Origin of the sequence: Salmonella sp. SA14318 (assembly GCF_029866905.1) — a bacterium.
In the GTDB taxonomy this organism is placed as follows: Bacteria; Pseudomonadota; Gammaproteobacteria; order Enterobacterales; family Enterobacteriaceae; genus Salmonella; species Salmonella enterica.
Window position 1 is genome coordinate 3,249,069 of sequence record NZ_CP123282.1, and the last position, 25,791, is coordinate 3,274,859.

At 50.9% G+C, this 25,791-nt stretch carries 22 protein-coding genes and 4 pseudogenes; 17 read left to right on the forward strand and 9 right to left on the reverse strand.

Going from position 1 to position 25,791, the window contains the following annotated elements:
* Nucleotide 1 precedes the first annotated feature (1 nt).
* Nucleotides 2–343, reverse strand: a complete 342-nt coding sequence (locus tag QEN32_RS15640; RefSeq protein WP_000155633.1) for a RamA family antibiotic efflux transcriptional regulator — start codon at nt 341–343, stop codon at nt 2–4.
* Nucleotides 344–631: 288 nt separating this feature from the next.
* Here QEN32_RS15640 and QEN32_RS15645 point away from each other — a divergent pair, with 288 nt between their 5' ends.
* The 9 genes from QEN32_RS15645 to QEN32_RS15685 all read left to right on the forward strand — a co-directional run bounded on the left by QEN32_RS15645 (nt 632) and on the right by QEN32_RS15685 (nt 7,172).
* Nucleotides 632–1,213, forward strand: a complete 582-nt coding sequence (locus QEN32_RS15645) for a TetR/AcrR family transcriptional regulator (protein WP_000113609.1) — start codon at nt 632–634, stop codon at nt 1,211–1,213.
* The gene (locus tag QEN32_RS15650) at nt 1,213–1,581 is read left to right on the forward strand and encodes an MmcQ/YjbR family DNA-binding protein (RefSeq protein WP_000348999.1); all 369 of its coding nucleotides are present in this window, start codon (nt 1,213–1,215) and stop codon (nt 1,579–1,581) included. The genes QEN32_RS15645 and QEN32_RS15650 overlap by 1 nt, the downstream gene beginning before the upstream one ends.
* A gap of 96 nt (nt 1,582–1,677) precedes the next feature.
* Nucleotides 1,678–2,331: an oxygen-insensitive NAD(P)H nitroreductase gene (nfsB, locus tag QEN32_RS15655; RefSeq protein ID WP_000355879.1), complete on the forward strand. Its 654-nt coding sequence runs from the start codon at nt 1,678–1,680 to the stop codon at nt 2,329–2,331.
* Nucleotides 2,332–2,530: 199 nt separating this feature from the next.
* Nucleotides 2,531–2,980, forward strand: a complete 450-nt coding sequence (locus QEN32_RS15660; protein WP_001216659.1) for a PTS sugar transporter subunit IIA — start codon at nt 2,531–2,533, stop codon at nt 2,978–2,980.
* Nucleotides 2,958–3,428, forward strand: a complete 471-nt coding sequence (locus QEN32_RS15665; RefSeq protein ID WP_061424278.1) for a PTS system mannose/fructose/N-acetylgalactosamine-transporter subunit IIB — start codon at nt 2,958–2,960, stop codon at nt 3,426–3,428. The genes QEN32_RS15660 and QEN32_RS15665 overlap by 23 nt, the downstream gene beginning before the upstream one ends.
* Nucleotides 3,429–3,442: 14 nt before the next feature.
* Complete coding sequence (locus QEN32_RS15670) at nt 3,443–4,186, forward strand: PTS mannose/fructose/sorbose/N-acetylgalactosamine transporter subunit IIC (RefSeq protein WP_000927523.1); 744 nt, start codon at nt 3,443–3,445, stop codon at nt 4,184–4,186.
* A 2-nt stretch (nt 4,187–4,188) separates the two neighbouring features.
* Nucleotides 4,189–5,043, forward strand: a complete 855-nt coding sequence (locus QEN32_RS15675) for a PTS system mannose/fructose/sorbose family transporter subunit IID (protein WP_000005802.1) — start codon at nt 4,189–4,191, stop codon at nt 5,041–5,043.
* 32 nt (nt 5,044–5,075) lie between these two features.
* On the forward strand, nt 5,076–6,119 hold the full coding sequence (locus tag QEN32_RS15680; RefSeq protein WP_023139453.1) for an SIS domain-containing protein: 1,044 nt from the start codon (nt 5,076–5,078) through the stop codon (nt 6,117–6,119).
* Between the two features lie 66 nt (nt 6,120–6,185).
* Nucleotides 6,186–7,172, forward strand: coding sequence for an SIS domain-containing protein (locus QEN32_RS15685; protein ID WP_045343036.1), 987 nt, complete (start codon nt 6,186–6,188; stop codon nt 7,170–7,172).
* A gap of 127 nt (nt 7,173–7,299) precedes the next feature.
* On the opposite strand, the gene QEN32_RS15690 is transcribed toward QEN32_RS15685, so the two are convergent.
* Both QEN32_RS15690 and QEN32_RS15695 read right to left on the reverse strand, forming a co-directional pair.
* On the reverse strand, nt 7,300–10,029 hold the full coding sequence (locus QEN32_RS15690) for a sigma-54-dependent transcriptional regulator (protein ID WP_265321894.1): 2,730 nt from the start codon (nt 10,027–10,029) through the stop codon (nt 7,300–7,302).
* A gap of 166 nt (nt 10,030–10,195) precedes the next feature.
* The gene (locus QEN32_RS15695; RefSeq protein ID WP_242105266.1) at nt 10,196–12,166 is read right to left on the reverse strand and encodes an autotransporter domain-containing protein; all 1,971 of its coding nucleotides are present in this window, start codon (nt 12,164–12,166) and stop codon (nt 10,196–10,198) included.
* A 310-nt stretch (nt 12,167–12,476) separates the two neighbouring features.
* Here QEN32_RS15695 and QEN32_RS15700 point away from each other — a divergent pair, with 310 nt between their 5' ends.
* Nucleotides 12,477–13,724, forward strand: a complete 1,248-nt coding sequence (locus tag QEN32_RS15700) for a mechanosensitive ion channel family protein (protein WP_001156971.1) — start codon at nt 12,477–12,479, stop codon at nt 13,722–13,724.
* A gap of 41 nt (nt 13,725–13,765) precedes the next feature.
* Here QEN32_RS15700 and pheP read toward each other — a convergent pair whose 3' ends face one another.
* Complete coding sequence (gene pheP, locus QEN32_RS15705) at nt 13,766–15,160, reverse strand: phenylalanine transporter (RefSeq protein WP_000786283.1); 1,395 nt, start codon at nt 15,158–15,160, stop codon at nt 13,766–13,768.
* 325 nt (nt 15,161–15,485) lie between these two features.
* On the opposite strand from pheP, the gene QEN32_RS15710 reads away from it, so the two are divergent.
* Nucleotides 15,486–16,661: a DnaJ family molecular chaperone gene (locus QEN32_RS15710; protein WP_001033457.1), complete on the forward strand. Its 1,176-nt coding sequence runs from the start codon at nt 15,486–15,488 to the stop codon at nt 16,659–16,661.
* A 78-nt stretch (nt 16,662–16,739) separates the two neighbouring features.
* On the opposite strand, the gene rclC is transcribed toward QEN32_RS15710, so the two are convergent.
* The 3 genes from rclC to rclA all read right to left on the reverse strand — a co-directional run bounded on the left by rclC (nt 16,740) and on the right by rclA (nt 19,031).
* Entirely contained in the window at nt 16,740–17,300 is a 561-nt protein-coding gene (gene rclC, locus QEN32_RS15715) for a reactive chlorine resistance membrane protein RclC (protein ID WP_000362177.1), read from the reverse strand.
* A gap of 12 nt (nt 17,301–17,312) precedes the next feature.
* Nucleotides 17,313–17,549 carry a reactive chlorine resistance periplasmic protein RclB gene (gene rclB / locus QEN32_RS15720; protein WP_000922168.1) on the reverse strand — a complete coding sequence of 79 codons (237 nt, stop codon included), beginning with the start codon at nt 17,547–17,549 and terminating at the stop codon, nt 17,313–17,315.
* Nucleotides 17,550–17,705: 156 nt separating this feature from the next.
* Nucleotides 17,706–19,031, reverse strand: a complete 1,326-nt coding sequence (gene rclA / locus QEN32_RS15725) for a reactive chlorine resistance oxidoreductase RclA (RefSeq protein ID WP_000195929.1) — start codon at nt 19,029–19,031, stop codon at nt 17,706–17,708.
* Between the two features lie 215 nt (nt 19,032–19,246).
* On the opposite strand from rclA, the gene rclR reads away from it, so the two are divergent.
* Nucleotides 19,247–20,101 carry a reactive chlorine-specific transcriptional regulator RclR gene (rclR, locus tag QEN32_RS15730; protein ID WP_131040169.1) on the forward strand — a complete coding sequence of 285 codons (855 nt, stop codon included), beginning with the start codon at nt 19,247–19,249 and terminating at the stop codon, nt 20,099–20,101.
* Between the two features lie 50 nt (nt 20,102–20,151).
* Here the strand turns inward: rclR and QEN32_RS15735 are convergent.
* A pseudogene (locus QEN32_RS15735) lies at nt 20,152–20,412 on the reverse strand (efflux RND transporter permease subunit); the annotation flags it as partial.
* A 9-nt stretch (nt 20,413–20,421) separates the two neighbouring features.
* On the opposite strand from QEN32_RS15735, the pseudogene QEN32_RS15740 reads away from it, so the two are divergent.
* The 5 genes and pseudogenes from QEN32_RS15740 to QEN32_RS15755 all read left to right on the forward strand — a co-directional run.
* Nucleotides 20,422–20,796 (forward strand): annotated as a pseudogene (locus QEN32_RS15740) (ATP-binding protein); the annotation flags it as partial.
* 131 nt (nt 20,797–20,927) lie between these two features.
* A pseudogene (locus tag QEN32_RS22680) lies at nt 20,928–21,240 on the forward strand (copper-binding protein).
* 422 nt (nt 21,241–21,662) lie between these two features.
* Nucleotides 21,663–22,025, forward strand: coding sequence for a GtrA family protein (locus tag QEN32_RS15745; RefSeq protein WP_000915520.1), 363 nt, complete (start codon nt 21,663–21,665; stop codon nt 22,023–22,025).
* Entirely contained in the window at nt 22,022–22,942 is a 921-nt protein-coding gene (locus tag QEN32_RS15750; protein WP_265321892.1) for a glycosyltransferase family 2 protein, read from the forward strand. The genes QEN32_RS15745 and QEN32_RS15750 overlap by 4 nt, the downstream gene beginning before the upstream one ends.
* A gap of 15 nt (nt 22,943–22,957) precedes the next feature.
* Nucleotides 22,958–24,445, forward strand: a complete 1,488-nt coding sequence (locus tag QEN32_RS15755) for a hypothetical protein (RefSeq protein ID WP_265321891.1) — start codon at nt 22,958–22,960, stop codon at nt 24,443–24,445.
* 224 nt (nt 24,446–24,669) lie between these two features.
* Here the strand turns inward: QEN32_RS15755 and QEN32_RS15760 are convergent.
* Nucleotides 24,670–25,617, reverse strand: a pseudogene (locus tag QEN32_RS15760) (transposase); the annotation flags it as partial.
* Nucleotides 25,618–25,791 lie beyond the last annotated feature (174 nt).

The window sequence follows — 25,791 nt, forward strand, 5'->3', positions numbered from 1 at the left end:
TTCAATGCGTACGGCCATGCTTTTCTTTACGATAAGCGCCTGGCGGCAGGTTGAACGTGCGGGTAAAAATGCGCGTAAAGGTTTGCTGCGAATCAAAACCATACTTGAGACAAATATCATACACCTTCTGGTCGGTGTCGCGCAGGTCGCGCGCCGCCAGTTTTAGCTTCCGTTCACGCACGTAGCGCCCCAGACTCTCCCCTTTGTACTGCATAAAAAGGCGCTGCAGGTGCCACTTGGAATACCCCGCATGACGGGCAATATCATCAATACGTAACGGCTGATTCAAATTATCATCAATCCACTCGACAATCGTGTCGATAACCTGAGCGGAAATGGTCATCGTGCTCTCCCCTCTATCAAACTCGTCAGCGGCTCCCGCACCGCACATTTACGGCAACAGCAATAAGCATAGTAATAACCACACAAATTGTGAGACGGCTTATCGCATGGCCTGCAATATGCTTTTCTACCACTTCATGCGGCAGCCCTTGATTATGAGTGAGTAAGCACTCATTATAGAAAGCAAAGATACGCCGTCAAGGTACTTTTCAAAGGTTGACATTCACCGTTGCGACGCGACAACGGGCATGATTCAATCATGTTTTTCCAGACATAAGGGTAACGTGTAGTGGCTCGTCCGAAGAGTGAAGACAAAAAACAAGCATTACTGGAAGCGGCAACCCAGGCGATAGCGCAATCCGGTATCGCCGCCTCAACGGCGGTGATTGCGCGTAACGCAGGTGTTGCAGAAGGAACATTGTTTCGCTATTTCGCGACCAAAGATGAGCTGATTAACACGTTGTATTTGCATTTAAAGCAGGATCTCTGCCAGTCAATGATAATGGAACTGGATCGATCCATTACCGATGCCAAAATGATGACCCGTTTTATCTGGAACAGTTACATCAGTTGGGGTCTGAACCATCCCGCGCGCCATCGGGCGATCCGTCAACTGGCCGTCAGCGAAAAGCTCACCAAAGAGACGGAACAACGGGCCGACGATATGTTCCCCGAATTGCGCGATTTATGTCATCGTTCCGTTTTGATGGTATTTATGTCGGATGAGTACCGCGCCTTCGGCGACGGCCTTTTTCTGGCGCTGGCTGAAACAACAATGGATTTCGCCGCGCGCGATCCCGCTCGCGCTGGCGAATATATTGCGCTGGGATTCGAAGCCATGTGGCGCGCGCTGACTCGCGAGGAGCAATAATGGACGGTCAAACACTGCACGCCTGGGCAAAACGCTTTGCGCTGGAACTGCCTTTTACCGAACACTGCTGGCCTTTCGGCCCACAGTACGATGTGTTTAAAGTCGGCGGCAAAATATTCATGCTGTTCACTGAACATCACTGTCGCCCAGTAGTGAACCTGAAGTCGGATCCCCAAAAATCCCTGGTAAATCAACAAATTTACCCCAGCATTGCGCCTGGCTATCACATGAATAAGAAACACTGGATTTCAGTCTATGCGGGCGAGGATATCACCGTCTCGCTACTCAACGATTTGATAAATGACTCATGGAATCTGGTCGTAGACGGGCTGCCTAAAAGAGAGCAACTGCGCCTGAGACCGCGCTGATGCAATAACCGTTTCCGCATTTTCCTCCCTTATCTTTTTACCGATAACCCGGTACCCTGCTGATACAAAAGGGTACTAAACCAACCAGGAGCATTTATGGATATCGTTTCTGTCGCCTTACAGCGCTACTCCACTAAGGCGTTCGATCCCAGCAAAAAACTGACCGCCGAAGAAGCGGATAAAATAAAAACACTACTACAGTACAGCCCCTCCAGCACCAATTCCCAGCCGTGGCACTTTATTGTCGCCAGTACGGAAGAAGGCAAAGCGCGCGTAGCAAAATCCGCTGCCGGAAACTACACGTTCAACGAACGCAAAATGCTGGACGCCTCCCATGTGGTGGTCTTCTGCGCCAAAACCGCAATGGATGACGCATGGCTTGAGCGCGTCGTCGATCAGGAAGATGCTGATGGCCGTTTCGCTACGCCGGAAGCTAAAGCGGCAAATGATAAAGGTCGCCGCTTTTTCGCCGATATGCACCGCGTCTCGCTGAAAGATGACCACCAGTGGATGGCGAAGCAGGTTTATCTGAACGTCGGCAACTTTCTGCTGGGCGTCGCCGCGATGGGTCTCGACGCCGTCCCCATTGAAGGTTTCGACGCCGAGGTGCTCGACGCTGAATTTGGTCTGAAAGAAAAAGGCTATACCAGTCTGGTCGTGGTGCCGGTCGGCCATCATAGCGTCGAGGATTTCAACGCCGGGCTGCCGAAATCACGTCTGCCGCTTGAAACCACACTGACGGAAGTTTAATCCCCTGCCTAAGCCGGACGCCCGTCCGGCTTTTTTCATCTTTCTGCCAGGTTCCCCAATGATCAATAGCGCGAAGTGCCAGGTTTTACATCGCTAGTGTTAACTTTCTCTTTCAACCTATTGAAAATAAATAATATTTAAAACTGGCACGCCGTTTGCCATATCTGGATACCCCCTATCTGGATGAAGGAGAAAACGGGTGAGACATGTTTATGTAGCCAGCCATGGCCCTTTTGCCCGCGGACTTATTAACAGTCTATCGCTGCTGATTGGCGACGAACACGGCGTGACACCGGTTTGCGCCTACGATGGCGATATTGTCACCACGGAGCAGCTTGAACAAACCCTCGAAAATCTGATCGCGCAAGCCAACGGCGAAGAAGTGGTGGTGTTTACCGATCTGCTCGGCGGCAGCATCAACAATAGCGCCGCGAAAGTGCTGATGCGTCACCGTCACGTTTTTGTGGTGGCTGGCGTCAACATGACCCTGCTGCTGGAGTTTTTACTCTGTGAAGAAGAAAGCACAGACGCGGCCATTACCTACGCCACCAATGCGGCGCGTGAATCCATTGTCTTTATCAACACGCTAATAACACAACCATCCGCTGACCTACAGGGAGAATCCCATGATCAAATTAGTGCGCATTGATTACCGCCTGCTGCACGGCCAGGTGGTCTTCGCCTGGACCCGGGCGCTGGATATCGACCATATCATCGTCGCTAACGCCAACGCCGCCGGCGACGCGTTTGTCTCTATGTCATTAAGTCTGGCAAAACCCGCTGGCGTGTCGCTGGACATTATCACGGTGGAACAAGCGGCGGAAAAACTCGCTAGCGGCAAGCTGGATCACAAAAAAGTGATGGTGGTGTTGGGAAATACCGCCGAAACCCTCGCCTTCACCGAGAAAGTGCCAGGGATTAGCGTTATCAACTACGGCGGTATCGCGCAAAAAGAGGGCGCTCAGCAGTTCGGCAAAGCCATATACCTGACCGAGCAGGAGATTGCCGATAGCCAGGCGCTAAAAGCCAAAGGCATCCGTCTGGAAATGCGCCAGGTTCCGGCCCATTCCGCCGAATTGCTTAACGATAAACTCTGAACCCGGAGGTCACTATGTTGCTCACCGCAACGCTGCTCGGCCTGATTGCCGCACTGGGCATTCTTGACGGGCGTTTACTCGGCGTGTCGATGATTGACCGTCCGCTGGTGATGTGCGCCCTCACCGGTCTGGTCTGCGGCAATTTACACGAAGGCATTCTGATCGGCGCGACGCTGGAACTGATCTTTTTAGGTAATGTCGCTATCGGCGCCGCGGTACCGCCTGATGTCGTCACCGGTTCGGTACTGGCGACCGCGTTTTCTATTATGTCCGGGCGCGGGCCCGAAGCGGCGCTGACCATCGCGATTCCTATCTCTATGCTGGCGCAGACCCTCGGCGTCCTGGTGCGCGTGGTTAACGCCCGCTTTGGCCACATGGCCGATCGTTATGCGGCGCAGGGTAATACCCGGATGGTTGCCGTTATGCACCTGGGAGGCCCAACGCTGCTCTATTTTCTAAGCGGTTTTCTGCCGGTCTTTTTCGCCATTTTGCTCGGTTCTGCCGCCGTCACCTGGTTCCTCGACGCCATTCCCGCCTTTATTACCAATGGCCTGGTTGTCGCCAGTAAGATTTTGCCGGCGCTGGGTTTCGCGTTGCTGATCAGCATGATGCTTAGCAGCAAATTAATGCCTTACCTTGGGCTGGGCTTTCTGATCGCCGCATATACCAAACTGGACATCATCGCCATCGCGCTGTTTGCCGTGGTGTTGGCTTTCATTATCAGCCAGTTTCTTAACACATCCCAACAGGAGGGCTAATCATGAGTGAAGTGACGCAGACCCTGATCGACGACGCACAGGCTCACTCGCAAAGCGAAAGCCGCATCACCGCCCGCGATTTACGCAGCGTTTTCTGGCGCTCCTTTACGTTGCAAGGATCGTGGAACTATGAACGCCAGCAGCATATGGGCTATGCCTTCGCTATGTCGCCAGCGCTAAAGCGTATCTACCAGGACCCCGCCGAACTGGGGCGCGCCTTACAGCGCCATCTGGTGCTGTTTAATACCACGCCGCATCTGTCAACGTTTGTCTTTGGCCTGTCGATTGCGATGGAGGAGGAAAATCAACGCAACCCGGACTTTAACGAAGAGTCGATCAATGCCGTTAAAACCAGCCTGATGGGGCCGCTGGCCGGGATCGGCGATTCCATCTTTTGGGGATCGCTGAAAGTTATTGCCGCCGGGATGGGGATCTACTTTGCCCAGCAGGGCAGCATTCTGGGGCCGATTCTCGCCCTACTGGTCTATAACATTCCGCACATCCTCTGCCGCTGGTACGCCCTCAAACTGGGCTACCGGGCGGGGACCACCTGGCTGATGCGCCTCTGGCAAAGCGGGCTGATGGACAGGGTGACTTATATCGCGTCAATCGTCGGGTTGATGGTCGTCGGCGCCATGACCGCCAGCATGATCGACATTACAACCCCGCTGAGCTTTACCGCCGGGCAGACTACCATGAAAGTGCAGGATTTTATTGACAAAATCCTCCCTTCCCTGCTGCCGCTGCTCTTCACGCTTGGCATGTACAAACTTATCCGTAAGGGCGTGAACATTAACTGGATCCTGTTAGGCACCGTCGCGTTTGGGCTTCTTGCCAGCGCGCTGGGCCTGCTTTGACGAGAGGTAACACTATGCAAGTAGAAGACTATATGAACGAGACGCCCCTTCGCCTGCTGGAGATGCTGACGCAGACGCGGGAAGATCTCTGGCGCGCGGCGCAGGCGCTAACGGAACGAGGCGTCACCCGCATTATTCTGACAGGCTCCGGCACGTCATACCACGGCGCGCTGACCGCTCGCGCGTTTATGCAGCGCTGGTGTGCATTGCCGGTGGATGTCTGCTGGCCGTTTATGCTTGATGATGAGACGCTTGCCCGCAGCGGCAAGGCGCTGGTTGTCGGCATCTCCCAGGGCGGCGGCAGCCTCTCAACGCTGGCGGCGATGGAGCGCGCCCGCAATGTTGGTCATATCACCGCCTCAATGGCTGGCGTGGCGCCTGCGACTATCGACCGGGCGGCGGATTATATCCTTACCGTTCCCTGCGGCGAAGAAACCGCTGGCGCGAAAACAAAAGGCTATCACTGCACGGTTCTCAATTTGATGCTGCTGGCGCTCGCCGTCGCCGGGCAGCAACAGCGGCTGGACGGCGAACAGCGCCGGTCACTGCTGCTACGGATGGAAAAGACCTTTAACCACCTGCCCGCGCTGATTACCGCCTCGCAGGCGTGGGCGCAAACCAATGCGCTGGCGCTGCGCGATAGCGCAGATATTCGTCTGACCGGCCCGGCAACGCTGTTCGGTACGGTGCAGGAGGGTGCGCTCAAGATGCTGGAGACGTTGCGCTGCCCGGTGTCGGGCTACGAATTCGAGGAGTTTATTCACGGTATTTACAATGCCTTTAATGCGCAATCCGCACTCATTATGCTCGACCCGCAGCCTGACGCGCGTCAGGATCGGCTGGCGCAAATACTCGGTGAGTGGACGCCGTCTATTTACCGCATCGGCCCGCAGGTAGAAAATAATGGTCTGAATCTGAATTTCCCGTTTGTCAATGATGAGGACTTTGCCGTCTTTGAATATATCATTCCGCTACAAATGCTATGCGCGATATTACCCCCGCAAAAAGGCATTAATCCGGCGATACCCAAAGATCCGCAATTCCATCAAAAAATGAAAAGTAAGCAAGAAATTTAATTTTTATTAATGCTCGTTATTATCCGCGCTGTTGCGGAGGACGCGCTACACGCTAAGGAGATAAATATGTCTATTGCTCATGAAAATGCCCGCCGTATTATTAGCGATATTTTAGGTAAACAAAACATTGAACGTGTCTGGTTTGTCGGCTGCGGCGGTTCATTAACCGGCTTCTGGCCAGGGAAATACTTTCTGGACTGTGAAGCGTCAAAACTGGCTGTCGGTTATATCACCAGTAATGAATTTGTCCACGCCACACCAAAAGCATTAGGAAAAAATAGCGTCGTTATTCTTGCCTCGCAGCAGGGCAATACGGCGGAAACCGTCGCAGCCGCCCGCGTGGCGCGTGAAAAAGGAGCGGCGACCATCGGTCTGGTTTACCAACCTGACACGCCGTTGTGCGAATACAGCGACTACATCATTGAATATCAGTGGGCGCGTTATCCGGAAACGGTCGACCCTGCACAACAAAAAGCCGCATACAGCCTGTGGCTGGCGCTGGAAATTCTCGCCCAAACAGAGGGCTATGCGCAATACGATGAGTTAGTCAGCGCGTTTGGGCGCTTTAGCGACGTTGTTCACGGCGCCCAACGGCAGGTACAAGAAGATGCTCAGCGTTTCGCCGCCGAATGGAAGGATGAGAAGGTGGTCTATATGATGGGCAGCGGCCCCTCTTTCGGCGCCGCGCATCAAGAGTCTATCTGTATTCTGCTGGAAATGCAGTGGATCAACTCCGCCAGCATACATAGCGGAGAGTATTTCCACGGACCGTTCGAAATCACCGAGCCGGGCACGCCGTTTATATTGCTGCAAAGCAGTGGTCGCACTCGCCCGCTGGACGATCGTGCGATTCGCTTTATTGAACGCTATCAGGGAAAACTGCAGTTGATCGATGCGGATAAACTCGGCATTCAGGATCTGTCCACCGACGTTGGCGAATACTTCTGCGGTCTGTTGCACAACTGTGTGCTGGACGTTTATAACCTCGCTCTGGCGACAGCCCGTAATCACCCACTGACCACCCGCCGGTATATGTGGAAAGTTGAATATTAATAGTTATGCCGGATGGCGGCTTCGCTTTATCCAGCCTACAAAGCGATCTGTAGGCCTGATAAGCGTAGCGCCATCAGGCCTTTCTTCTGCGGGGCGCTAGCGCCCCTTTTTTCCTGAACTACCGCGGCTACCAGCGAAAATCCTCTATCCGTAATTCGAAAATATCGTGAATATAGCCAATTTCCGCTACCGGCAGCGCCACGTTATAAAGAATTTTCAACCGCTGAAACGAATGATTTACCATCGCGATAAATTCACCATGCCGCTCATTAAATTCCGTCATGTTTTTATAGTGGGTAATTTCATTGCGCATGACCAGCCGCTCAATCATACAGCTCAAATGAACATATAAACTAATAATCAAATTATTATTAAAGCTGAAGCCCAGCGTATTTTGCCATTCGGCAATAATCGTTTCGATATGCCCTATCGTCTTATTGGCATTGAGAATGGTCAGCGAGTTAACCACATTATGCAACGAAAATTCGCGAACCATATTTTTATTAATTAACGCAATTTGTTTATCGTTAAGATAACCGCTTAATAACTGACTTAAATGCGCATACCCCTGCTCGCCAAGCAGCTCTTCAATCCCCACCCAGGGAACGCCCGCCAGCTGCGGGTCAATGGTGCCGACAACCGCAATCACTTCATACTGATTCAGCAACGAGGCCGCCATCCGGCTGTTTTTCAGACGGGTATATTCACAGGCGATAATATTAATATCAAAGTCGGTCAACTGACTTTTTTCCATCAAATTTTTAAATTTAAACGCCGTCCCAATGCCGGTAATACAGGTCACCAGCAGCGCGCGCGCTTTTTTCTGCGCGGGCCAGAAGACATCCCAGCGCGACTGATTTAACGGGACGATCTCTTCGGCGATCTGTTCGATGTTTTTTTGCAGCGCGATCTCGCTGGCCACGTTCAGCGCCAGACGCGTCGTAACGTTATCGACCACCACCAGCGGGCCATGAATTACGCTCAAAAGCGCATCGGCGATCTCTTTGGTGTATCCCATATCGATCAGCACCATGACGCCTGCGCGGGTATCCGTATGCTGGAGATAATCGACAATGGCCCGGCTGACATCGCTAAACGCGACCTCCATCGGCATATCCATCGCATGATAAATCTTTTCGCCAATCAGACGGTTCGCCACGCCTGCAATGCTGCTGGCGGTCGAATAACCATGCGCGATGATCAGCGCTTTTACCTTACCGCCGCTGGTGGCGTCAATGGCATTACTGACGATGGCCGCCACGACCAGTCTGTCGAGCGTGTCGATTAACAAATCATATTTATTATTTACCACGTCCAGCAGTTTTTGCGCCACACGCTGCGCCAGCCCCGGCGCCTCCTCCAGCCAGCGCAGCATCACATGGCGAACCGATGGCGACGCCTCCACCGGCGTTAACGGCAGGCTGGTAAGGTAACGTCCGGTGAGATAAGCGAATTCCGCATTCAGTTCGAGATCGTAATGTGCAGCGATCGCTTTCCCGACATCTTCGATAAAACGCAGCCGCTTGTCCTGACGAGCGCGAGGGCTCTCTTTATTCATTAAGGCATCGAGATATAACGTAAGGTTTTGATAGACCAGCTTGTCAAACGTCCGTTCGGAAATATTCTCCTGCGCCAGCTCTTCGCACAGGCCGCAAATGTTTTCCGTCAACCGTAAATATTCCTGATGCTGACCGGAAACTCGCGGAAAAACGCCACCTTCGCGATAAATCATGATGCGTTCCGCCGTCTGCGGAACGGTAAAGGGCACCTCCATCAGCAGACGATCCGACAGTTGCCCGGCTTTTACTTCCAGTACCCCATCGTCACGCTGGCCGAAAGTCCAGGCGCTGGCGCAAATATTACGAATGAGATTTTCCAGGCCGCCGACATTCCCTTCCAGGGTCTCCTGCATCAGTTGGCTGATAATTTCACTATCCAGCGACAAATCGTGATGAAGACGCTGCGCCTCGCGACGGAAAAAATGGTGAATAAACGCCAGCCGCTCATACTGTCCGCGTTCGGCGATAGGCAGAATTTTGACAATGACCGGTATCCGGCGAATAAATGTCGCCAGAAAGTGCTTTTCCAGATCTTCGGTAGAGGCGAATATCAGACGTACCGTGGCGCTGCGTTCATCGCTGCTTTCGCCTAAGCGACGCCAGGTGCCGTTATCCATAAAATGGAACAGTTTTTCCTGCCCTTCCGGCGGTAAACGGTGCACTTCATCGATAAACAATACGCCGCCATTACTGGTCTCAATTAACCCGGATACCGCTCTGTCTGCGCCGGTAAACGCACCTTTGGCATGACCAAATAATTTTGACGTCAGCAATTCCGGGTTATTAGCGTATTCGGCGCAGTTAAACACGGTAAAGGGCGCCTCCGGGGGCAAAATGCCCTGCTCGATGGCGTACTGCCAAAGCTGACGCGCCAAAAAACTTTTTCCTATCCCCGTCGGGCCGCGCAGCAGCAAAGGCAAGCCCGCGCCGGGATAACTGATCGCCGCCTTACACTGACGCAGGGACTCCTGCAAGCTGCCCTGCGCGCCAATGAGCAGCTCCAGACTGTCCTGCCGCTCCGCGCACAGCGCCTGAATGGACGCGTAATCCCCCTGCCGAACCGCCAGCCGGTGGTGACGACGTAGCGCCTCGACGGGCAGGAACAGCACCGGGCGGCTATTCACTTTCACCACCCGCTGCTCACGATGCAAGTTATTAAGATGGTGACTAATAATGCTGCGTTTTTGCCTGAGACTGTCGGCAATCGCCATTGCGCTAAACCCGCTTAACGCGTCGGCTGTTAGTGAACATCCGGCCAGCCGTAGCTCCAACTGACGAAATATGGACTCTTTATTCATACCTGCGCCCCGCCAAAAACGTAAACTCCGCTTATACGATAATTTACAAACGACGTCACAGGCTTCACCCACATTTTTGAAAATACTTACTTTTGATAAAACTTACCGTTGCGCTTTCGGCTCATCGTGTCACGAACAAACGGGGTTGGCCCTCCCTGGCGTGTCATCAAAATCGGGCGCTAAACCCAACGTTATAACGGGTTTGATTGCCATCGCTTACCCCTGCCGTTTGCGCCAGCCCGGCGAAAGCGGACACCGTTGCCGACAGCGGAAAATCTGCGCCAATCGCGATATCAACCCAGTTTTTATCCTGCGCTTTTCCGTCGCGGCTAAACGTCAGCGCGGTCGATTTAAGGCCGCCGTTCGCCACATACGTATCATCGCCAAACTGACGGCGATAATTAATCTGCGCCCAGGAGTGAATGATGCTGTGGCGGAGATCCAGACGCCAACCCGCGCTACCCACCTGCGAATGGGCGTTTTGGTCGCCAAAACGCATTGATGTACTGGTATTGAGCTTCTCGCTATAACCATTAACGTGGCTGTAATCCCATGCATATTGCAGCATCGGTCCGGTCGTTAACCACGGCATCATGACAAAATCATAACCACTGGTTAACCTCGCGCCCCACAGCCGACCGTTGGTTTCGCCCTCTTCCACCCGTCTTAGCGCACCGAGCGTGATACTGCGCTGAATGTTACTGAATTTAGCGGACAGGTAGTGTAAATCGCTATCCAGCCACGCCTGACCGGCGCGTAAATGGCTGAATACGGCGGCCTGAAAACCGCGGGCGTCATAACGATAATTATCGTCAGGATGTTGCTTATCCAGAGAACCGGCTATCAGCCCTCCCAGCAGTACCTGCTCGTTAAGCTGATAATCGACGCCAACCGTCAGATTATTATGATTACCGTTCCCGTCGGCCTCATTATTATCATAACGTTGATATCCCCCGCTGTATCCACCGAACATGCCCAGTGAACCAACAGGATTTTCCCCCTGGCGAAGCTGCTGATAACGGCTGTCAAGCGTGGTACGACTACCTTGCGCCATCGACTGAACGCTTTGGTTCAGGTATGTCGCCTGTACCGGCGCGGCAATGATCGACTGGATATATTGCGCAATAATGGTATGGACCTGCGGACCGGGATGTAAATGATCGGCAAACAGATAGTCCTGCGACGCATTAAATCCTGGCATTGCCGAGGAGCACGCCGAAGCGGATACGCCCGGCGGGCAGGCCATGCCTACGGTATTTGTCAGACCAAACGCCTGCGGGTTGGCAAGAATTTCCTTAAAGAGGCCGTTGATATCGGCACGGGCTATATTGCCGCCGTGTTGCTCCAGCCCCTTCTCTTCCATCTGATTATAATAATCGGTCAGAGCTGACGCCTGCCCTGCCGCCGCTTCATAGCCCGCCAGCAGTTGCTCAACGAGCAGTTGCTGAATAAACGGATTGCTGCTTACCGTTGCAGCCGCCGCCAGCAACGCCTTGCGGATCGCCTGTTGCCGACTGGCGAAATCGGGCGTAGCGCCCTCCGCCAGCGCCTCTAACGCCGCTTTTAGCGCCGGGGGCGCCGCTGCGCCCAGCCCGGCGGTGATTACCGCCTCCAGAAGCATTGGCGTCGCACTAATATCCGGTACGTTTGGCACCACGACCAGCCCGGCGCCGGCATCCAGTAACAGCCCTACCTGCGCCGCCGCGCTAGTGGCGCTATTACCGGCTATTTGCTGTGCCATGGTTGGTTGCGCGATGGCCGCCGCCAGATCGTTTCCGCCGACCCAGTGAATATACAAACCGTTGTGGTCGGCTTTTCCCCCCGTTTTGGCAAGCCACTGCCGTACCTGATCGGCGGTATTATCCTGCGGGTTTAATTCCGGGGTCGCCGTCGCGCCGCCGGCGGCATAATTAGAGCCGCCATTGCTGGAAGGGCTTAATGCCAGCCCATATCGTTCGGCCAACTGTTCGTCGTAGAGCTTATTTTGACCACTATCCCAGGTCCAGCGACCGTTATTCCCGGTATCGCTAAGGCTATCGCCAATTACCGTAAGAGAATCAAACGCACAGGCAGATAATGGCGCGGCCAGCGCCAGCGAGAGTATGCCGTATTTTAGCAGGGTACGCTTTTGGGTCATCCGATGTTCCTTAATGTTATTGTTGATAGGTACGACGGTGCTAATCATTATCCGACAGAGATATTGCAATCGTTTTAAACATTCTGGTTAAAAAGTTTTCATTCATTGTTGACGGACTGGCGCCTGTTCAAAAAGAGGGAACCGCGTAAAATAACGACGTTTATAGGGCGCTGGATAAAATATAGCGTATGGATAACCCCAGAGGCGCTTTTACCCGTCTGTTGCTGATTATGCCGGAAGCGCAGGCGTCCTGATTTGCATAAATGCCATTCAGCAGTCATCATAGGCTGCTGTTTATAAAGGAGAGATTATGCAGGAATTGATATCCCAGGTAGAAGATTTAGCGGGAATTGAAATGAATCACACCACGTCGCTGGTGGTGATATTTGGTATTATTTTTCTGACAGCAGTTGTCGTGCATATTATTTTGCACTGGATAGTACTGCGCGCTTTCGAAAAACGTGCCAGCGCCAGTTCCCGCCTGTGGCTGCAAATTATTACCCAGAATAAATTATTCCATCGTCTGGCTTTTACGCTGCAAGGCATCATTGTCAATATTCAGGCCGCGCTCTGGCTACAAAAAGGCAGTGAGGCTGCGGATATCCTGACGACCTGCGCGCAGTTATGGATTATGACCTACGCCCTGCTGTCGTTATTTTCTCTGCTGGACGTGATTTTCAATCTATCGCAAAAATGGCCCGCCGCCTCTCAGTTACCGCTAAAAGGAATATTTCAGGGTATTAAGCTCATCGGCGCAATTATCGTCGGCATTCTGATGATCTCACTGCTGATTGGCCAGTCACCAGCAATTTTAATCAGCGGGCTGGGCGCGATGGCCGCGGTATTAATGCTGGTCTTTAAAGACCCGATTCTTGGCCTGGTTGCCGGTATCCAGCTTTCCGCCAACGATATGCTCAAACTGGGCGACTGGCTGGAAATGCCGAAATATGGCGCAGATGGCGCGGTCATTGATATTGGCTTAACCACGGTAAAAGTACGCAACTGGGATAATACCATCACCACCATTCCCACCTGGTCGCTGGTTTCCGACTCGTTCAAAAACTGGAGCGGCATGTCTGCGTCCGGCGGACGCCGGATTAAACGCAGTATTAATATTGACGCGACTAGTATCCATTTTCTGGATGATGATGAAAAACAGCGGCTGTTAACCGCGCAACTGTTAAAGCCGTACCTTACCAGCCGTCATCAGGAAATCGATGAATGGAATAAACAACTGGATGCGCCGGAATCAGCCTTAAATCACCGCCGAATGACCAATATCGGGACATTTCGCGCCTATCTGAACGAATATTTACGCCACCATCCGCGCATCCGTAAAGATATGACGCTGATGGTACGCCAACTGGCGCCTGACGATCATGGTTTGCCGATAGAGATCTACGCCTTTACCAATACCGTCGTGTGGCTGGAATATGAGAGCATTCAGGCCGATATTTTCGACCATATTTTTGCCGTGGTGGAAGAGTTTGGCTTGCGTATTCATCAGACGCCGACCGGCAGCGATATTCGCGCGCTGTCAGGGACATTGCGGCATTAATGGATTGCCCGATCGCATGAGCATAGGATCGGGCAAAAAAGTTAATGAGCCTTACGGCGCAAAACTGTAAACGCGATAAACAGGAATACAATCCATACCGGCAGCAAAATCGCCGACAATCGCATATCGTCCATCGTACACATTAACACCAGAATCAGCGCCAGAAACGCAATGCACAAATAGTTTCCGGCGGGATAGAACAGCGCCTTAAATTGCGTCTCGCGCCCTTTACGACGCATCGCCGCGCGAAAACGTAAATGCGCGAGACAGATCATTATCCAGTTTAGCAATAGCGTCGCGACAACCAGCGCCATCAACAGGCTAAACGCTTTTTGCGGCAACAGATAGTTGATCAGCACCACCAGCGAGGTAATCGCTCCGGAAAGTATCAGCGAGTTCACCGGTACGCCGCGATGGCTGACGCGGGTTAAAAATTTCGGCGCGTTGCCTTGTACGGACAGGCCGAACAGCATTCGGCTATTCGAATAAACGCCGCTGTTATATACCGAAAGCGACGCGACCAGAATAACGAAATTCAGCGCCGAAGCCACCACATTACTGTCCAGGTTATGGAAGATCATCACAAAAGGGCTGCTATTGGATTTCACCTCTACCCACGGATAGAGCGCCAGCAACACCACCAGCGAACCGATGTAGAACAGCAAAATACGGTATACCACCTGATTCACCGCTTTCGGGATGCTTTTTTGCGGATCGCGCGCTTCCGCCGCAGTAATGCCGATCAGCTCCAGTCCACCAAAAGAAAACATAATCACCGCCAGCGACAGAAGCAAACCATGCCAACCGGTAGCGAAGAAACCGTTATAACGCCAGAGGTTATCAATGCTGGCATGTTCGCCGCCGTGGCCGGAGAACAGCAGCCACAGACCAAAACCTATCATGCCGATAATCGCCAGCACTTTAATCAGCGCGAACCAGAATTCCGTTTCGCCATACAGACGAACGTTCACCAGATTTACGGCATTAATGATAATAAAAAACGCCGCCGCCCAAATCCATGTTGGTACGTCAGGCAGCCAGTACTGCATATAGATGCCCGCCGCGGTCAACTCCGCCATCCCGACCAGCACAAACATGACCCAATAGTTCCAGCCCGACAAAAAGCCCGCAAACGGCCCCCAATATTTCCAGGCGAAGTGGGCAAACGATCCGGAAACCGGCTCTTCCACGACCATTTCACCCAACTGGCGCATAATGAGAAAAGCGATAATCCCGGCAACGCCATAGCCCAACAAAACAGCCGGCCCCGCCATTTGAATCGCCGGGCCGATGCCCAGAAACAGTCCGGTGCCAATGGCGCCGCCCAGCGCAATTAGCTGAATATGGCGGTTTTGCAACCCCCGTTGAAGCGTCGGTTCATTCTTCGACGCGGCATCCGACACGCTGGCGCCGGATGCAGTTGACGCGTTTTTCACGTCCTACCCCTGTATCGTTTTTATTGAGGGGCACCTTTTAACATTTCGCTCTCGCTGCCGCAAGGCGCAATCGTTTGTCAAGGCTCAACTCCGGACGTTAACGTTATCGTGTAAAAAAAGATGTCGCGGGGAGTAAAAAGAAAAGAGTGCGCGCCGATATAGAACGTTACGGGTGACAGACGCCGAGTATAAAATATGTGAATAACTCTGGACGAAAAGTACGACACCCTACAGAATACATTTAGTATTTTTTCAGTATTTTCAAAAAGGTGAATCAGACCTGGTATCTGTTATCCGTTTTTGAGCCACGCCAGGCATCAACGTCATGAATAAGATCATCAAACGTTTAGAGATCATCAAAAGCGCCATTGAACTTGAGGACGAAGAGATTATCCGTCAGCAGCTCATCTACCTGAAAAATGAGCCGCAGGATGCCGTAATCAGCGCGATTGCCCAGGCGATTGAAGCTCGTCGATTCAGTGACGCCATGCAAGAGATCGCCGCCTGGCTACAGGCTCAACGGGCGCTCTCGACGTGGCAAGATCCCTCTATTGCCGCCAGTAAACTGGAGCTGAAAGCACTTGAAGCCCAACTTCGCGATCTGATTGACAAACGAAATGCGCGGGTTCAAATCCTCGACGATTTCAACGACCTCTATCATCTGCGCCTCGGGCCGTTGATGAGCCGTATTCTTGAGTTGCGTAAACAGCTCGCGGTGAGTATGCAGCGTAAGCAAGAGGCCGAAATAAAACGCCGGGAAAAGGATTATCAATCCTGCCTGCAATTTATTTCCCAAGCCGTGGATCAACTGGCAACGCTAAAACAACAGTGGACAGGATTGAATGCCGCCTCGCGCGAAGCGGTGGGCATCCGTCAGCGAATCCAGCAGCAGACGGAATTAATTACCGCGTTGCTGGCGGAAATTCGCGAGCTGGAAGCGGATTTTTCCCATCAGGACGACAGCGCATTCCGCCAGGCGCAGGAAAATGCGGAACAGGACTATCACCAGTACCGGGAGCAGCAGCAGGAAGCGCAATTCCGCTACGCCCGCGATCAACGTTTGTCGGCTGACGAACGCAGTGAATTAAAACGTTTGTGGCGTCAGGCCAGCCGCCTGTGTCACCCGGATGTGGTCGCCGATGAATTGAAAGAAAAAGCGCACCAGATGATGGTACAGCTTAATCAGGCGCGGCAGAATGCCGATCTGGCGGCAATTCGCGCGTTATTGACGCAGCTGCAAAGCGGTCTGGAACCGATGATGGCAAGCGACAGGCTAAATAATCTGGAACATCTGCGCCATAAAATACGCCAGCTCCGCACGCAAATCGACGCGCTGTTGAAAGAGATAACGCAACTGGAAACGGAAAACGCCTGGCGGCTCGCCTCTTCCGTTGCGGATAAGGAAGCCTATTTCTCCGAGCAGGAACGGGCGCTAACCGAAATTCGCAATACGCTGGAGGCGCAGGTTCAACAGGTGGAACAGGAACTTCTGTCAGGGTAGTCCATCATTCATCAACACATTGTCGGATGGCGCAAGCGCCACCCGACGAATCGCGGCATAAAGAGGGTAAGAGGGTCGCTACTGTCGCTGTAAAAGTAACGAACGGGCGGAGTCCGCCATGATCATCACCGCACCTGCCAGCATTAACGTATCTTTTAATACCAGCCGCCCGGCGCCCGATAAATACGGAAAACCATAATGCGCATCGCCCAGCGGCATAACCCAGGCCTCCGGCGTGGTGATCAAAAACGACAGCGTGACAAATGGCGTCAGGAATGCCAGCACGCCGCCCGCCAGCCCTAACCAGCGGCTGACAGGGTTAGCCAGTACCAGCGCCGCGATAATCAATTCCACCACGCCCAGACCATCCGAAAACGCATACGTATTATTGGCCGTTTGCCAGGCGCGTTCCTCCGGTTTTAGTTCGCCCTCATGAGTCAGATGCTGACGATATTCTTCAGGATGTTCATAGAAAAAAGACATAAACGGGCTGTTCGCTACAAACGGGGTAATACTGTCTGCCTCATAGGGCACAAATTTTAGTAGTCCAATCCAGATAAAAACGATGGCGATACTCAGGCGAATTAATGTTAATCCCAGCCGATCCCCCTGACTTAACAGACGAAGATATTTATCCATCTCAGGCTCTCCTTATTTATATAATATCGCAGTGGCGTAACCCGTATTATCAATACGCATTGACGTAATTTTCCATGACGAGGCCTGTTTACTTTGCGCCAGTCTGGCAATAGCGTCTTCAAGCATTGACGGCGTTGCTGCCACCGCAGAAACGCTGATATATTCAACGTCAGTTAGCGGCTGGGCGGAGGCGGAAAACGCCAGCGGCGCAGCCAATAATGAAGCAATAAGCGTGGTAACTTTTAACATCGAGATTTCCAGTCGTGGGTTATTTCAATGGTGTTATAATACGTTACGCCTGACTAAAGCCTTTTCTTTCAGACGCCAGCATATTTGTCCTGGCGTATTTTTATAGCCTGACAGGCAAAAAAAAGCCCTGATTAACAGGGCTACGTTATTTATGTTTTACTTAATGAGAGAGAAGAGATCGTTTAAAGACTCACTCATTGTAGGATGGGTAAATATCTGGTCGCGTAACACCGTATAAGGTAAATCTGCATCCATAACGGTTTTAACGATATTAATCATTTCATGAGAATCGACGCATAACAATGACACCCCTACAATACGCTGCGTATTCACGTCCACTACCGCTTTTAGTACGCCACGAGTATCGTTCATAACACGGGCGCGAGGGATCGCCGCCACCGGTAATGTCACCACCTGCACCGTTGCGCCGCTTGCCCGAGCTTGTTCTTCCGTCAGCCCGACACGAGAGAGCGGCGGCGTCATAAAGACGGAATACGGAACATTCTGGCGATCGCGGGTACTGCGTTTGCCATCTCCCAATAACCCGTCGCGTACAATACGAAAATCATCCAGTGAAATATAGGTAAACTGCAACCCACCGGTAACGTCGCCCATCGCCCAGATATTGTCCGCCGTGGTACGCAGGTAATCATCCACGATGATCCCGCCGCGTTCGTTCACCGCCACGCCGGCGTTCTGCAACTGTAAGCCAGCCGTCGCCGGTTTTCGCCCCGACGCCACCAGCAGGGCATCCACAAGATGCGCGCCTTCCGGCGTTTCTACTTGTACCGCGCCCTCCTTTGAGGATACGGCCTGTACGTTGGCGTTTAAAATCAGCTCGACGCCCTTTTCCTGTAAAATGCGGGTAATTGCCTGCGCGATATCCCGATCTTCACGAGGCAGGAATTGCGGCGCTGCTTCAAAGATAGTGACCTTCGTACCAAAGTTGGCGAACATTGAGGCAAATTCAAGGCCAATATAACCACCGCCTAAAATCCCCAGCCGCGCCGGACGCTGGCTCAGGCTGAGTAGCCCGGTGCTATCGAACACCCCTGCCGTCGTTGTTAAGCCCGTAATAGCCGGGATCACCGACTCTGCGCCAGTATTAATGAAGATCTTTTCTCCCCGTAACACCCGCTCGCCGTCCGCCTGAAATACCCGTAAGGTATGGTTATCAATAAACTCCGCCCTTCCCTCAATCACATCGACATTGTCCAGGTCGGCAAGATTATGAAAATTTTTGTCGCGTAAAAAATTTACGACCGCCGCTTTGCGTTGCATGGCGACTGAAAAATCGCCCTCACGTTCCGCGTCATGCACCAGCGTTTTCGTTGGAATACAGCCAATGTTGATGCAGGTTCCGCCGAACATACTGGCGGACTGTTCGATAATCGCCACGCGCCATCCCGTCTTCGCCAGAGTTGCCGCCAACGTTTTTCCTGCCTTGCCAAAACCAATAATGAGCGCCTGATACTGTGTCATCTTCTTTCTCCGCCAAATCACCATCTGTTTGTCAGGACAAGTATAAATAACGTCAAAAAAGACAGAGTTATCCGCAACGCGTCATTTTTTGTCTTATCGTCTAAATTAGCGGTTAGCAAAAACAAGGGTGGAAATGACATTAAGTCCGAAATATAGTGATCATAAACAGAAATGGTGATCCCTATTTTTGAAAAAGAATCTGTTCTGGAGTCTATATGGATGCGCTTAGTCGGCTATTGACGCTTAACGCCCCTCAGGGCTCAATCGACAAGAATTGCCCGTTAGGCGGCGACTGGCAGTTGCCGCACGCCGCTGGCGAGCTATCGGTGATTCGCTGGCATACCGTTACGCAGGGCGAAGCGCAACTGGAAATGCCTACCGGCGACGCCATGACGCTTACGCCAGGAAAGGTGGTGATTCTGCCGCAAAACTCCGCCCACCGTTTGCGCCGGTCTGGCGAAGCACCGACATATATCGTGTGCGGTAGTCTACGTCTGCACACGACGTCACGTTATTTCCTTACCGCGTTGCCGGAAGTGTTATGTCTTGCCCCGCCGCCGCATAGCCCCGCCAGTATCTGGCTTAACGCCGCCATTTTGCTGTTACAGCAGGAGTCAGAACGCCATTTACCTGGCGCAGAGGTCTTATACAGTCAGCAGTGCGCCACGCTGTTTACCCTCGCCGTTCGCGACTGGCTATCGCAGGCTGGCACAGCGAAAAGCGTGCTCAATTTATTGCTGCATCCCCGGCTGGGCCGCGTGATCCTTCACATGCTGGAAACACCGGCGCATCCCTGGACGGTCGAAACGCTGGCGCAACGGGTACACATGTCGCGGGCGAGCTTCGCCCAGCTATTTCGCGACGTGTCCGCGACGACGCCCTTAGCCGTGTTAACAACGCTGCGCCTGCAAATCGCCGCCCAGACCCTGTCGCGTGAAGCGCTGCCGGTGATGGTGATTGCCGAGTCGGTAGGTTATGCGAGCGAATCTTCTTTTCACAAAGCTTTTGTCCGTGAATTCGGTTGTACACCAGGCGAGTACCGCAAACGGGTCAATGCGCTCGGACGATAAGCGTATACTGAACCCGCCTGCAGTTTGACGCCGCAGGCGGGCGACACACGTTATGCCGCAAGGCGACGATGCCTGCGCAGCCACATCAGCTTGTAGGCTGCCGGAATGATGAACAGCGACAGCAACGGCGCGGTAATCATGCCGCCAATCATCGGCGCGGCAATACGGCTCATCACCTCAGAACCCGCGCCGGTCCCCCATAAAACAGGCAGCAGACCGGCGATAATCACCGCTACCGTCATGGCTTTTGGCCACACCCGGAGCACCGCCCCGTGGTAGAGCGCCTCATTGAGCTTTTCTGCCGAAAAGGTGTTGGGAGCTTGCGCTTTGAAGGCCGCGCCTGCTGAATCACCGGCGATCCCATCATGCTGCGCAGAGCGATCAGTAATTTACTCTCTAATACGATGCGCTATACGCCGCCGGGTAAAACCATTACTCTTCGGATAAAAGAAGCGGACGACCAGATACATATTATTGTTGAAAACCCCGGTACGCCAATCGCGCCGGAACATTTGCCGCGCCTTTTCGATCGTTTTTATCACGTTACTCCCTCCCGCCAGCGTAAAGGGGAAGGCCGCGGTATAGGCCTGGCAATTGCAAAATCCATCGTCATTGCGCATCAGGGAAAAGTTTCTGTCACCTCCGATACGCGCGCTACTCGTTTTATTTTGACATTACCCAAACACCTCCGTTGAACTGTAGCGATAGTGAAAGGCGCTATCACTGGCCAGCAAAATAATCTGATATAATCGTCATTATCCTATCACGCGCCAGCCCCAACGACTGTTTTATTATTTCTCTTATTAACCCACACCGGAGAAATAAGATGAATAAGTTTACATCCCTTTTAGCTGTCGTTTTTTTATTTCAGCTGGCGTAAAAGCCGCAGAGAAAATGGAATCCCGCCAATTATCCGCCACGGCGCATGAGATGATGAATAACGGTGACGCCTTCGCGCATCAGCAAATGGCTCAGACACAGAAACCCAGCGCCCAACTACTGTGGAAAATGCGACACCCTTTTCTGAAATGGACGACTATGAAAAAGCAATGGTCATCCATCAATCGATGAATAATGCCCATTCTTTCGCCCATGAGATCCAGGCTGAGGAGCACCATAAACAGATTAAACACAATTAGTTATTTGCATATTAGCGTCACGTACTGCGGATGGCACAACGTCGCCCCCGCAGAAGCTTACGGATTAACATGATTTTGAGAGGTTAAATGGCGCGCCCTGCAGGATTCGAACCTGCGACCCACGGCTTAGATGTTCCTGGAACTACCTGAGCTAACAACAAGTTATCCCATTACTACGGCGCTCACTCGCCCCATCTTCGAAAAACATGCAAAGCCTTGCAAGCCGATGCAAAGCTTTGTGTGTCCCGTTTTTATCCCAACCCACTTAGCAATCAGTAGCCCCAATTGATCGGTAACAACGATCAATTAATAAGATAACAATAAGTTTAAACTATCAAATATCACATTATTGATCGTTTATATCGATCAAAGCAATTTGTAGTGTTACACTCCAGACCTTTCCGAATCCGCTGATTTTCATAATGTTGAAGTTATTCGCTAAGTACACATCGATCGGTGTTCTTAACACGCTTATTCATTGGGGCGTATTTGCTTTTTGTGTGTATGGGATGCATACGCATCAGGCGCTGGCGAACTTTTCCGGTTTTGTTATCGCTGTATCGTTCAGCTTCTATGCCAATGCGCGCTTCACCTTTAACGCCAGCACCACCACGCTTCGCTACATGATGTACGTGGGATTTATGGGAACACTGAGCGCTGTTGTTGGCTGGATGGCTGACAAATGCTCCTTGCCACCACTCCTTACTCTTATCACCTTTTCAGCTATCAGCCTGATATGCGGATTCATTTATTCAAAATTCATTGTCTTTAGGGATGCGAAATGAAAATCTCGTTAGTCGTTCCGGTCTTCAATGAAGAAGCCACGATACCTATTTTCTATAAAACGGTTCGCGAGTTTGAAGAGCTAAAATCGTATGAAGTTGAGATTGTTTTCATCAACGACGGAAGCAAAGATGCGACTGAATCAATAATTAACAAAATAGCTGCATCTGATCCGCTCGTTATTCCGCTTTCGTTTACGCGAAACTTCGGTAAAGAACCTGCTCTTTTCGCGGGTCTCGACCATGCAACCGGGGATGCGGTCATTCCTATTGATGTCGATTTACAGGATCCGATAGAAGTTATCCCCCATCTCATTGAGAAGTGGCAGGCTGGCGCAGATATGGTGCTGGCTAAGCGCTCAGACCGCTCAACTGACGGGCGCATGAAGCGTAAGACAGCTGAATGGTTTTATAAGCTGCATAACAGAATAAGCAGCCCGCAGATTGAGGAAAACGTAGGAGACTTCCGCCTGATGTCTCGTGAGGTTGTAGAGAACATCAAGCTCATGCCTGAGCGCAACCTGTTTATGAAAGGGGTTTTATCATGGGTTGGGGGTCGCACTGAAGTTGTTAAATATGCACGTGCTGAACGAATTGCCGGGGTGTCAAAGTTTAATGGATGGAAATTGTGGAATTTGGCTATAGAGGGGATCACAAGTTTCTCTACGTTCCCGCTACGTATGTGGACTTATATCGGATTAACCGTTGCTGGAATGGCGTTCCTTTACGGAGCATGGATGATATTTGAAACATTGGCATTCGGTAACCCTGTCCGTGGTTATCCATCAATTCTGGTTTCAATTCTTTTCCTGGGAGGAGTTCAGTTGATTGGAATTGGGGTGCTTGGAGAGTATATAGGTAGAATATATATAGAAACAAAATGCCGCCCAAAGTACTTAGTAAAAAAACAACCAAAATAAATAACGGAATATTTTATGATTTCCTTCAATAAATCTAAAATTTTAACATGTGGTTTATTTGCAATTATATCTGCAATTTCACTTTACTTTTTTTTAGTTTCACATCCAACAGTGATCATATCAGGAGATGATTGGGGAAACCTGACATCTACTAGAGCATTATATCCTCAATGGGGGATCGCTAACCCAATTAAGGTAATGCCAGAGCTAGGCTACCCTTTATTTGCAAAGTTATCCACTGCGCTTATAATGCCGCTTGGTTTTGGATTTCTTGAATCATTTTCAATCATAACAGCCATTTTCATCACTATACTTTTGTCTTTGTTCTTACATCAACTATTCCAGCTATTTAATGTTAATCTCTCAGCTGGATTTTTACGATCATCTATTTTTGTTGTTTTTTTCTACGCTTCAATTTTTTTCATTTTCTTGAAAGAGGGCAATCATGAGAACTTATACATGCTATGGGAGGTAAACATAACATGTTTTTATCATTATATAGCACCTGCTTTAATTAACTCTGCGCTATCAATATTTGTAATAAGAAATTATAGAAATTTCGATGTTAACATCTTAAAGAGAAATGGTGTTTGGTATTCTTCGTCGATATTTTTTGCTTCATATATTGCAGTGTTTTCCAGCATGTTCGCTAATATTATATTAGCGATAACTTGCGGAGTGACACTACTGTTCTCGCTCATTAATAATAAACTATCAATAACGAAGACAATAAAGGAAAGCACCTTACAAATATTCACACTAACCGCTTGGGTTGTTGCTGTGATTTATGAGGCCAACGGTGGAAGGGCTGCCAGCCTTGGTTCTGGCTCACTTGATATATATAGCACATTAAGCGTATTAAATTACCTAATAGAACAAGTCCAACCAGCTTTTAAATATTCATCAACCGCACTCGTTTCAATTGGAATAATATCATCATTGTATTCATTAATAAGAAATAAAAATAGAGACCAAAGCATTGTTTTCTTTATTGTGTTTATTTCAGGAGTGCTGTCATTAATAGCGCTTGTTCTTTTGTGCGCCAGAGCAGGAAGTTATTATGCTGCTCGACCTGTTGTGATGTGGGGGGGATTCCTGTATGTAAGCATGGCGTCTTTCATCACAATTGACATTCTGGCCAAGGACAGAACAAAACTGATAAATGCATTGCTGGCTTTTTGTACAATTATTTTAGTCTATAAAGGGCTGACTTCTAACTCTACTCTTAAGCAGTCAATAAATCTTAACTTAAGCTATAGCCAAGCTAAAGCGGTAAGCCAGAATATAATAGATCAGGTTATATCAACCGACAGGAATAATGGCACAAACATGATTCTTTATGTCCCTAAAGGTGATGATCACGATAACTGGCCATTCCCTATTTATGAAGGACCATTCATAGGGAAGGCATTAAAGAATTATGGCATAATACAAAATGATATATATATTGAGGTTAAGCCTGATATTTATTTGAACCAGAAGATGTCTGTCCCGATAAGTTAACATAATTAGCGGCAGGGGCGCCCTGCCGAAATCTACAAGGCTTTATGGGTACGCCACCACCGAGCCGGAAGTGTTGTAATTATTAGCCACTCTTGGTAACAATATCAGTTGTTGACAACGTTCCTCCTAACGTATTGAAAACGTTCCCCTAATAACTTAAGAAGTGCTTTCCACTTGTTGGAGTAGTAATGACCCTGGCACAAATTCAGTACAGTGCTAAATCAGAGACCTTCGTCTTTCCGGAGACTTCGGATAAATTCAGCCGGAGTCATGTCATTTAATGATGAATGCGTTCTCTCATGATTGTATTCCCTGCGCCAGTTGTCGGGTTTTTCCTGCGCATCTTCCAGTGACAGGAACCAGTGAATGTTCAGGCATTCATCCCGCAGACTGCCGTTAAATGATTCAATAAACGGGTTATCTGTCGGCTTTCCGGGGCGTGAGAAGTCCATTGTGACGCCGTGTTCATACACCCATTTATCCAGACTTTTTGAGATAAACTCGCTGCCGTTATCCGTCTGGATACCTACCGGCAGCCGCTTATTTAGTACCCGCAGTGCCTCCATTATTCTGACCACATCCTCGCCTTTTAACAATTTTCCGGCATGGATCGCCAGGCATTCCCGACTAAAATTAACCACTACAGTCAGCGCCCGAAAACGCCGCCCGTTAAACGGATTATCTGACACAAAATCCATACTCCAGCACTGATCGACATGCGTCAGGACCGAGCGCTGCTACGGCGTGCTGCACTGACATGTCTGCGGGGCGTTTTCTGCGCAGGTTCAGGCCTTCCGGACAATAAATCCGGTGGGTTTTCTTGTGGTTAACAGGCCATCCCCGCCGGACGCTGATACGGTAAGCCTCCAGCAAAAATATCACCGCCAGGCGCTTCTGAGCCGGCCTCAGAACTTTTGCTTCAGTACCTCCTGCAGCATCTCCTTGTCCAGACTCAGCTCAGCGACCAGCTTCTTCAGCCGCTGATTCTCATCCTCCAGTTGCCGCAGACGCCGCAGTTCCGTCACGCCCGGCCCGGCAAATTTTTTCTTCCAGTTGTAAAATGTGGCCTCAGAAATTCCCATCTTTCTGCAGACTTCCCCGACGCGAGTGCCGATTTCAGCCTGTTTCAGGGCAAATGCAATCTGTTCTTCGGTATAACGGGTCTTTTTCATGACAATGCGCCTTTCTGTGAGATGGAAGAAAGACCGGAAACTTCAGTTTAGACTGGCACTGTTTACAGGGGGAAGGTCAAGATAATGCGAAAATACAGGGATGATTTAAAACTTACCCTGATACTTACACTGCAGGATAATTTTAGATGATAGTTTTTTTGATGTAACTGCTTG

Bases quoted from the DNA above. Each gene is read 5' to 3' on its own strand.
- QEN32_RS15640 (WP_000155633.1), bottom strand. From the start codon at position 343: ATGACCATTTCCGCTCAGGTTATCGACACGATTGTCGAGTGGATTGAT.
- QEN32_RS15650 (WP_000348999.1), top strand. From the start codon at position 1,213: ATGGACGGTCAAACACTGCACGCCTGGGCAAAACGCTTTGCGCTGGAA.
- nfsB (WP_000355879.1), top strand. From the start codon at position 1,678: ATGGATATCGTTTCTGTCGCCTTACAGCGCTACTCCACTAAGGCGTTC.
- QEN32_RS15665 (WP_061424278.1), top strand. From the start codon at position 2,958: ATGATCAAATTAGTGCGCATTGATTACCGCCTGCTGCACGGCCAGGTG.
- QEN32_RS15670 (WP_000927523.1), top strand. From the start codon at position 3,443: ATGTTGCTCACCGCAACGCTGCTCGGCCTGATTGCCGCACTGGGCATT.
- QEN32_RS15675 (WP_000005802.1), top strand. From the start codon at position 4,189: ATGAGTGAAGTGACGCAGACCCTGATCGACGACGCACAGGCTCACTCG.
- QEN32_RS15680 (WP_023139453.1), top strand. From the start codon at position 5,076: ATGAACGAGACGCCCCTTCGCCTGCTGGAGATGCTGACGCAGACGCGG.
- QEN32_RS15685 (WP_045343036.1), top strand. From the start codon at position 6,186: ATGTCTATTGCTCATGAAAATGCCCGCCGTATTATTAGCGATATTTTA.
- QEN32_RS15690 (WP_265321894.1), bottom strand. From the start codon at position 10,029: ATGAATAAAGAGTCCATATTTCGTCAGTTGGAGCTACGGCTGGCCGGA.
- QEN32_RS15695 (WP_242105266.1), bottom strand. From the start codon at position 12,166: ATGACCCAAAAGCGTACCCTGCTAAAATACGGCATACTCTCGCTGGCG.
- QEN32_RS15700 (WP_001156971.1), top strand. From the start codon at position 12,477: ATGCAGGAATTGATATCCCAGGTAGAAGATTTAGCGGGAATTGAAATG.
- QEN32_RS15710 (WP_001033457.1), top strand. From the start codon at position 15,486: ATGAATAAGATCATCAAACGTTTAGAGATCATCAAAAGCGCCATTGAA.
- rclC (WP_000362177.1), bottom strand. From the start codon at position 17,300: ATGGATAAATATCTTCGTCTGTTAAGTCAGGGGGATCGGCTGGGATTA.
- rclB (WP_000922168.1), bottom strand. From the start codon at position 17,549: ATGTTAAAAGTTACCACGCTTATTGCTTCATTATTGGCTGCGCCGCTG.
- rclA (WP_000195929.1), bottom strand. From the start codon at position 19,031: ATGACACAGTATCAGGCGCTCATTATTGGTTTTGGCAAGGCAGGAAAA.
- rclR (WP_131040169.1), top strand. From the start codon at position 19,247: ATGGATGCGCTTAGTCGGCTATTGACGCTTAACGCCCCTCAGGGCTCA.
- QEN32_RS15745 (WP_000915520.1), top strand. From the start codon at position 21,663: ATGTTGAAGTTATTCGCTAAGTACACATCGATCGGTGTTCTTAACACG.
- QEN32_RS15750 (WP_265321892.1), top strand. From the start codon at position 22,022: ATGAAAATCTCGTTAGTCGTTCCGGTCTTCAATGAAGAAGCCACGATA.
- QEN32_RS15755 (WP_265321891.1), top strand. From the start codon at position 22,958: ATGATTTCCTTCAATAAATCTAAAATTTTAACATGTGGTTTATTTGCA.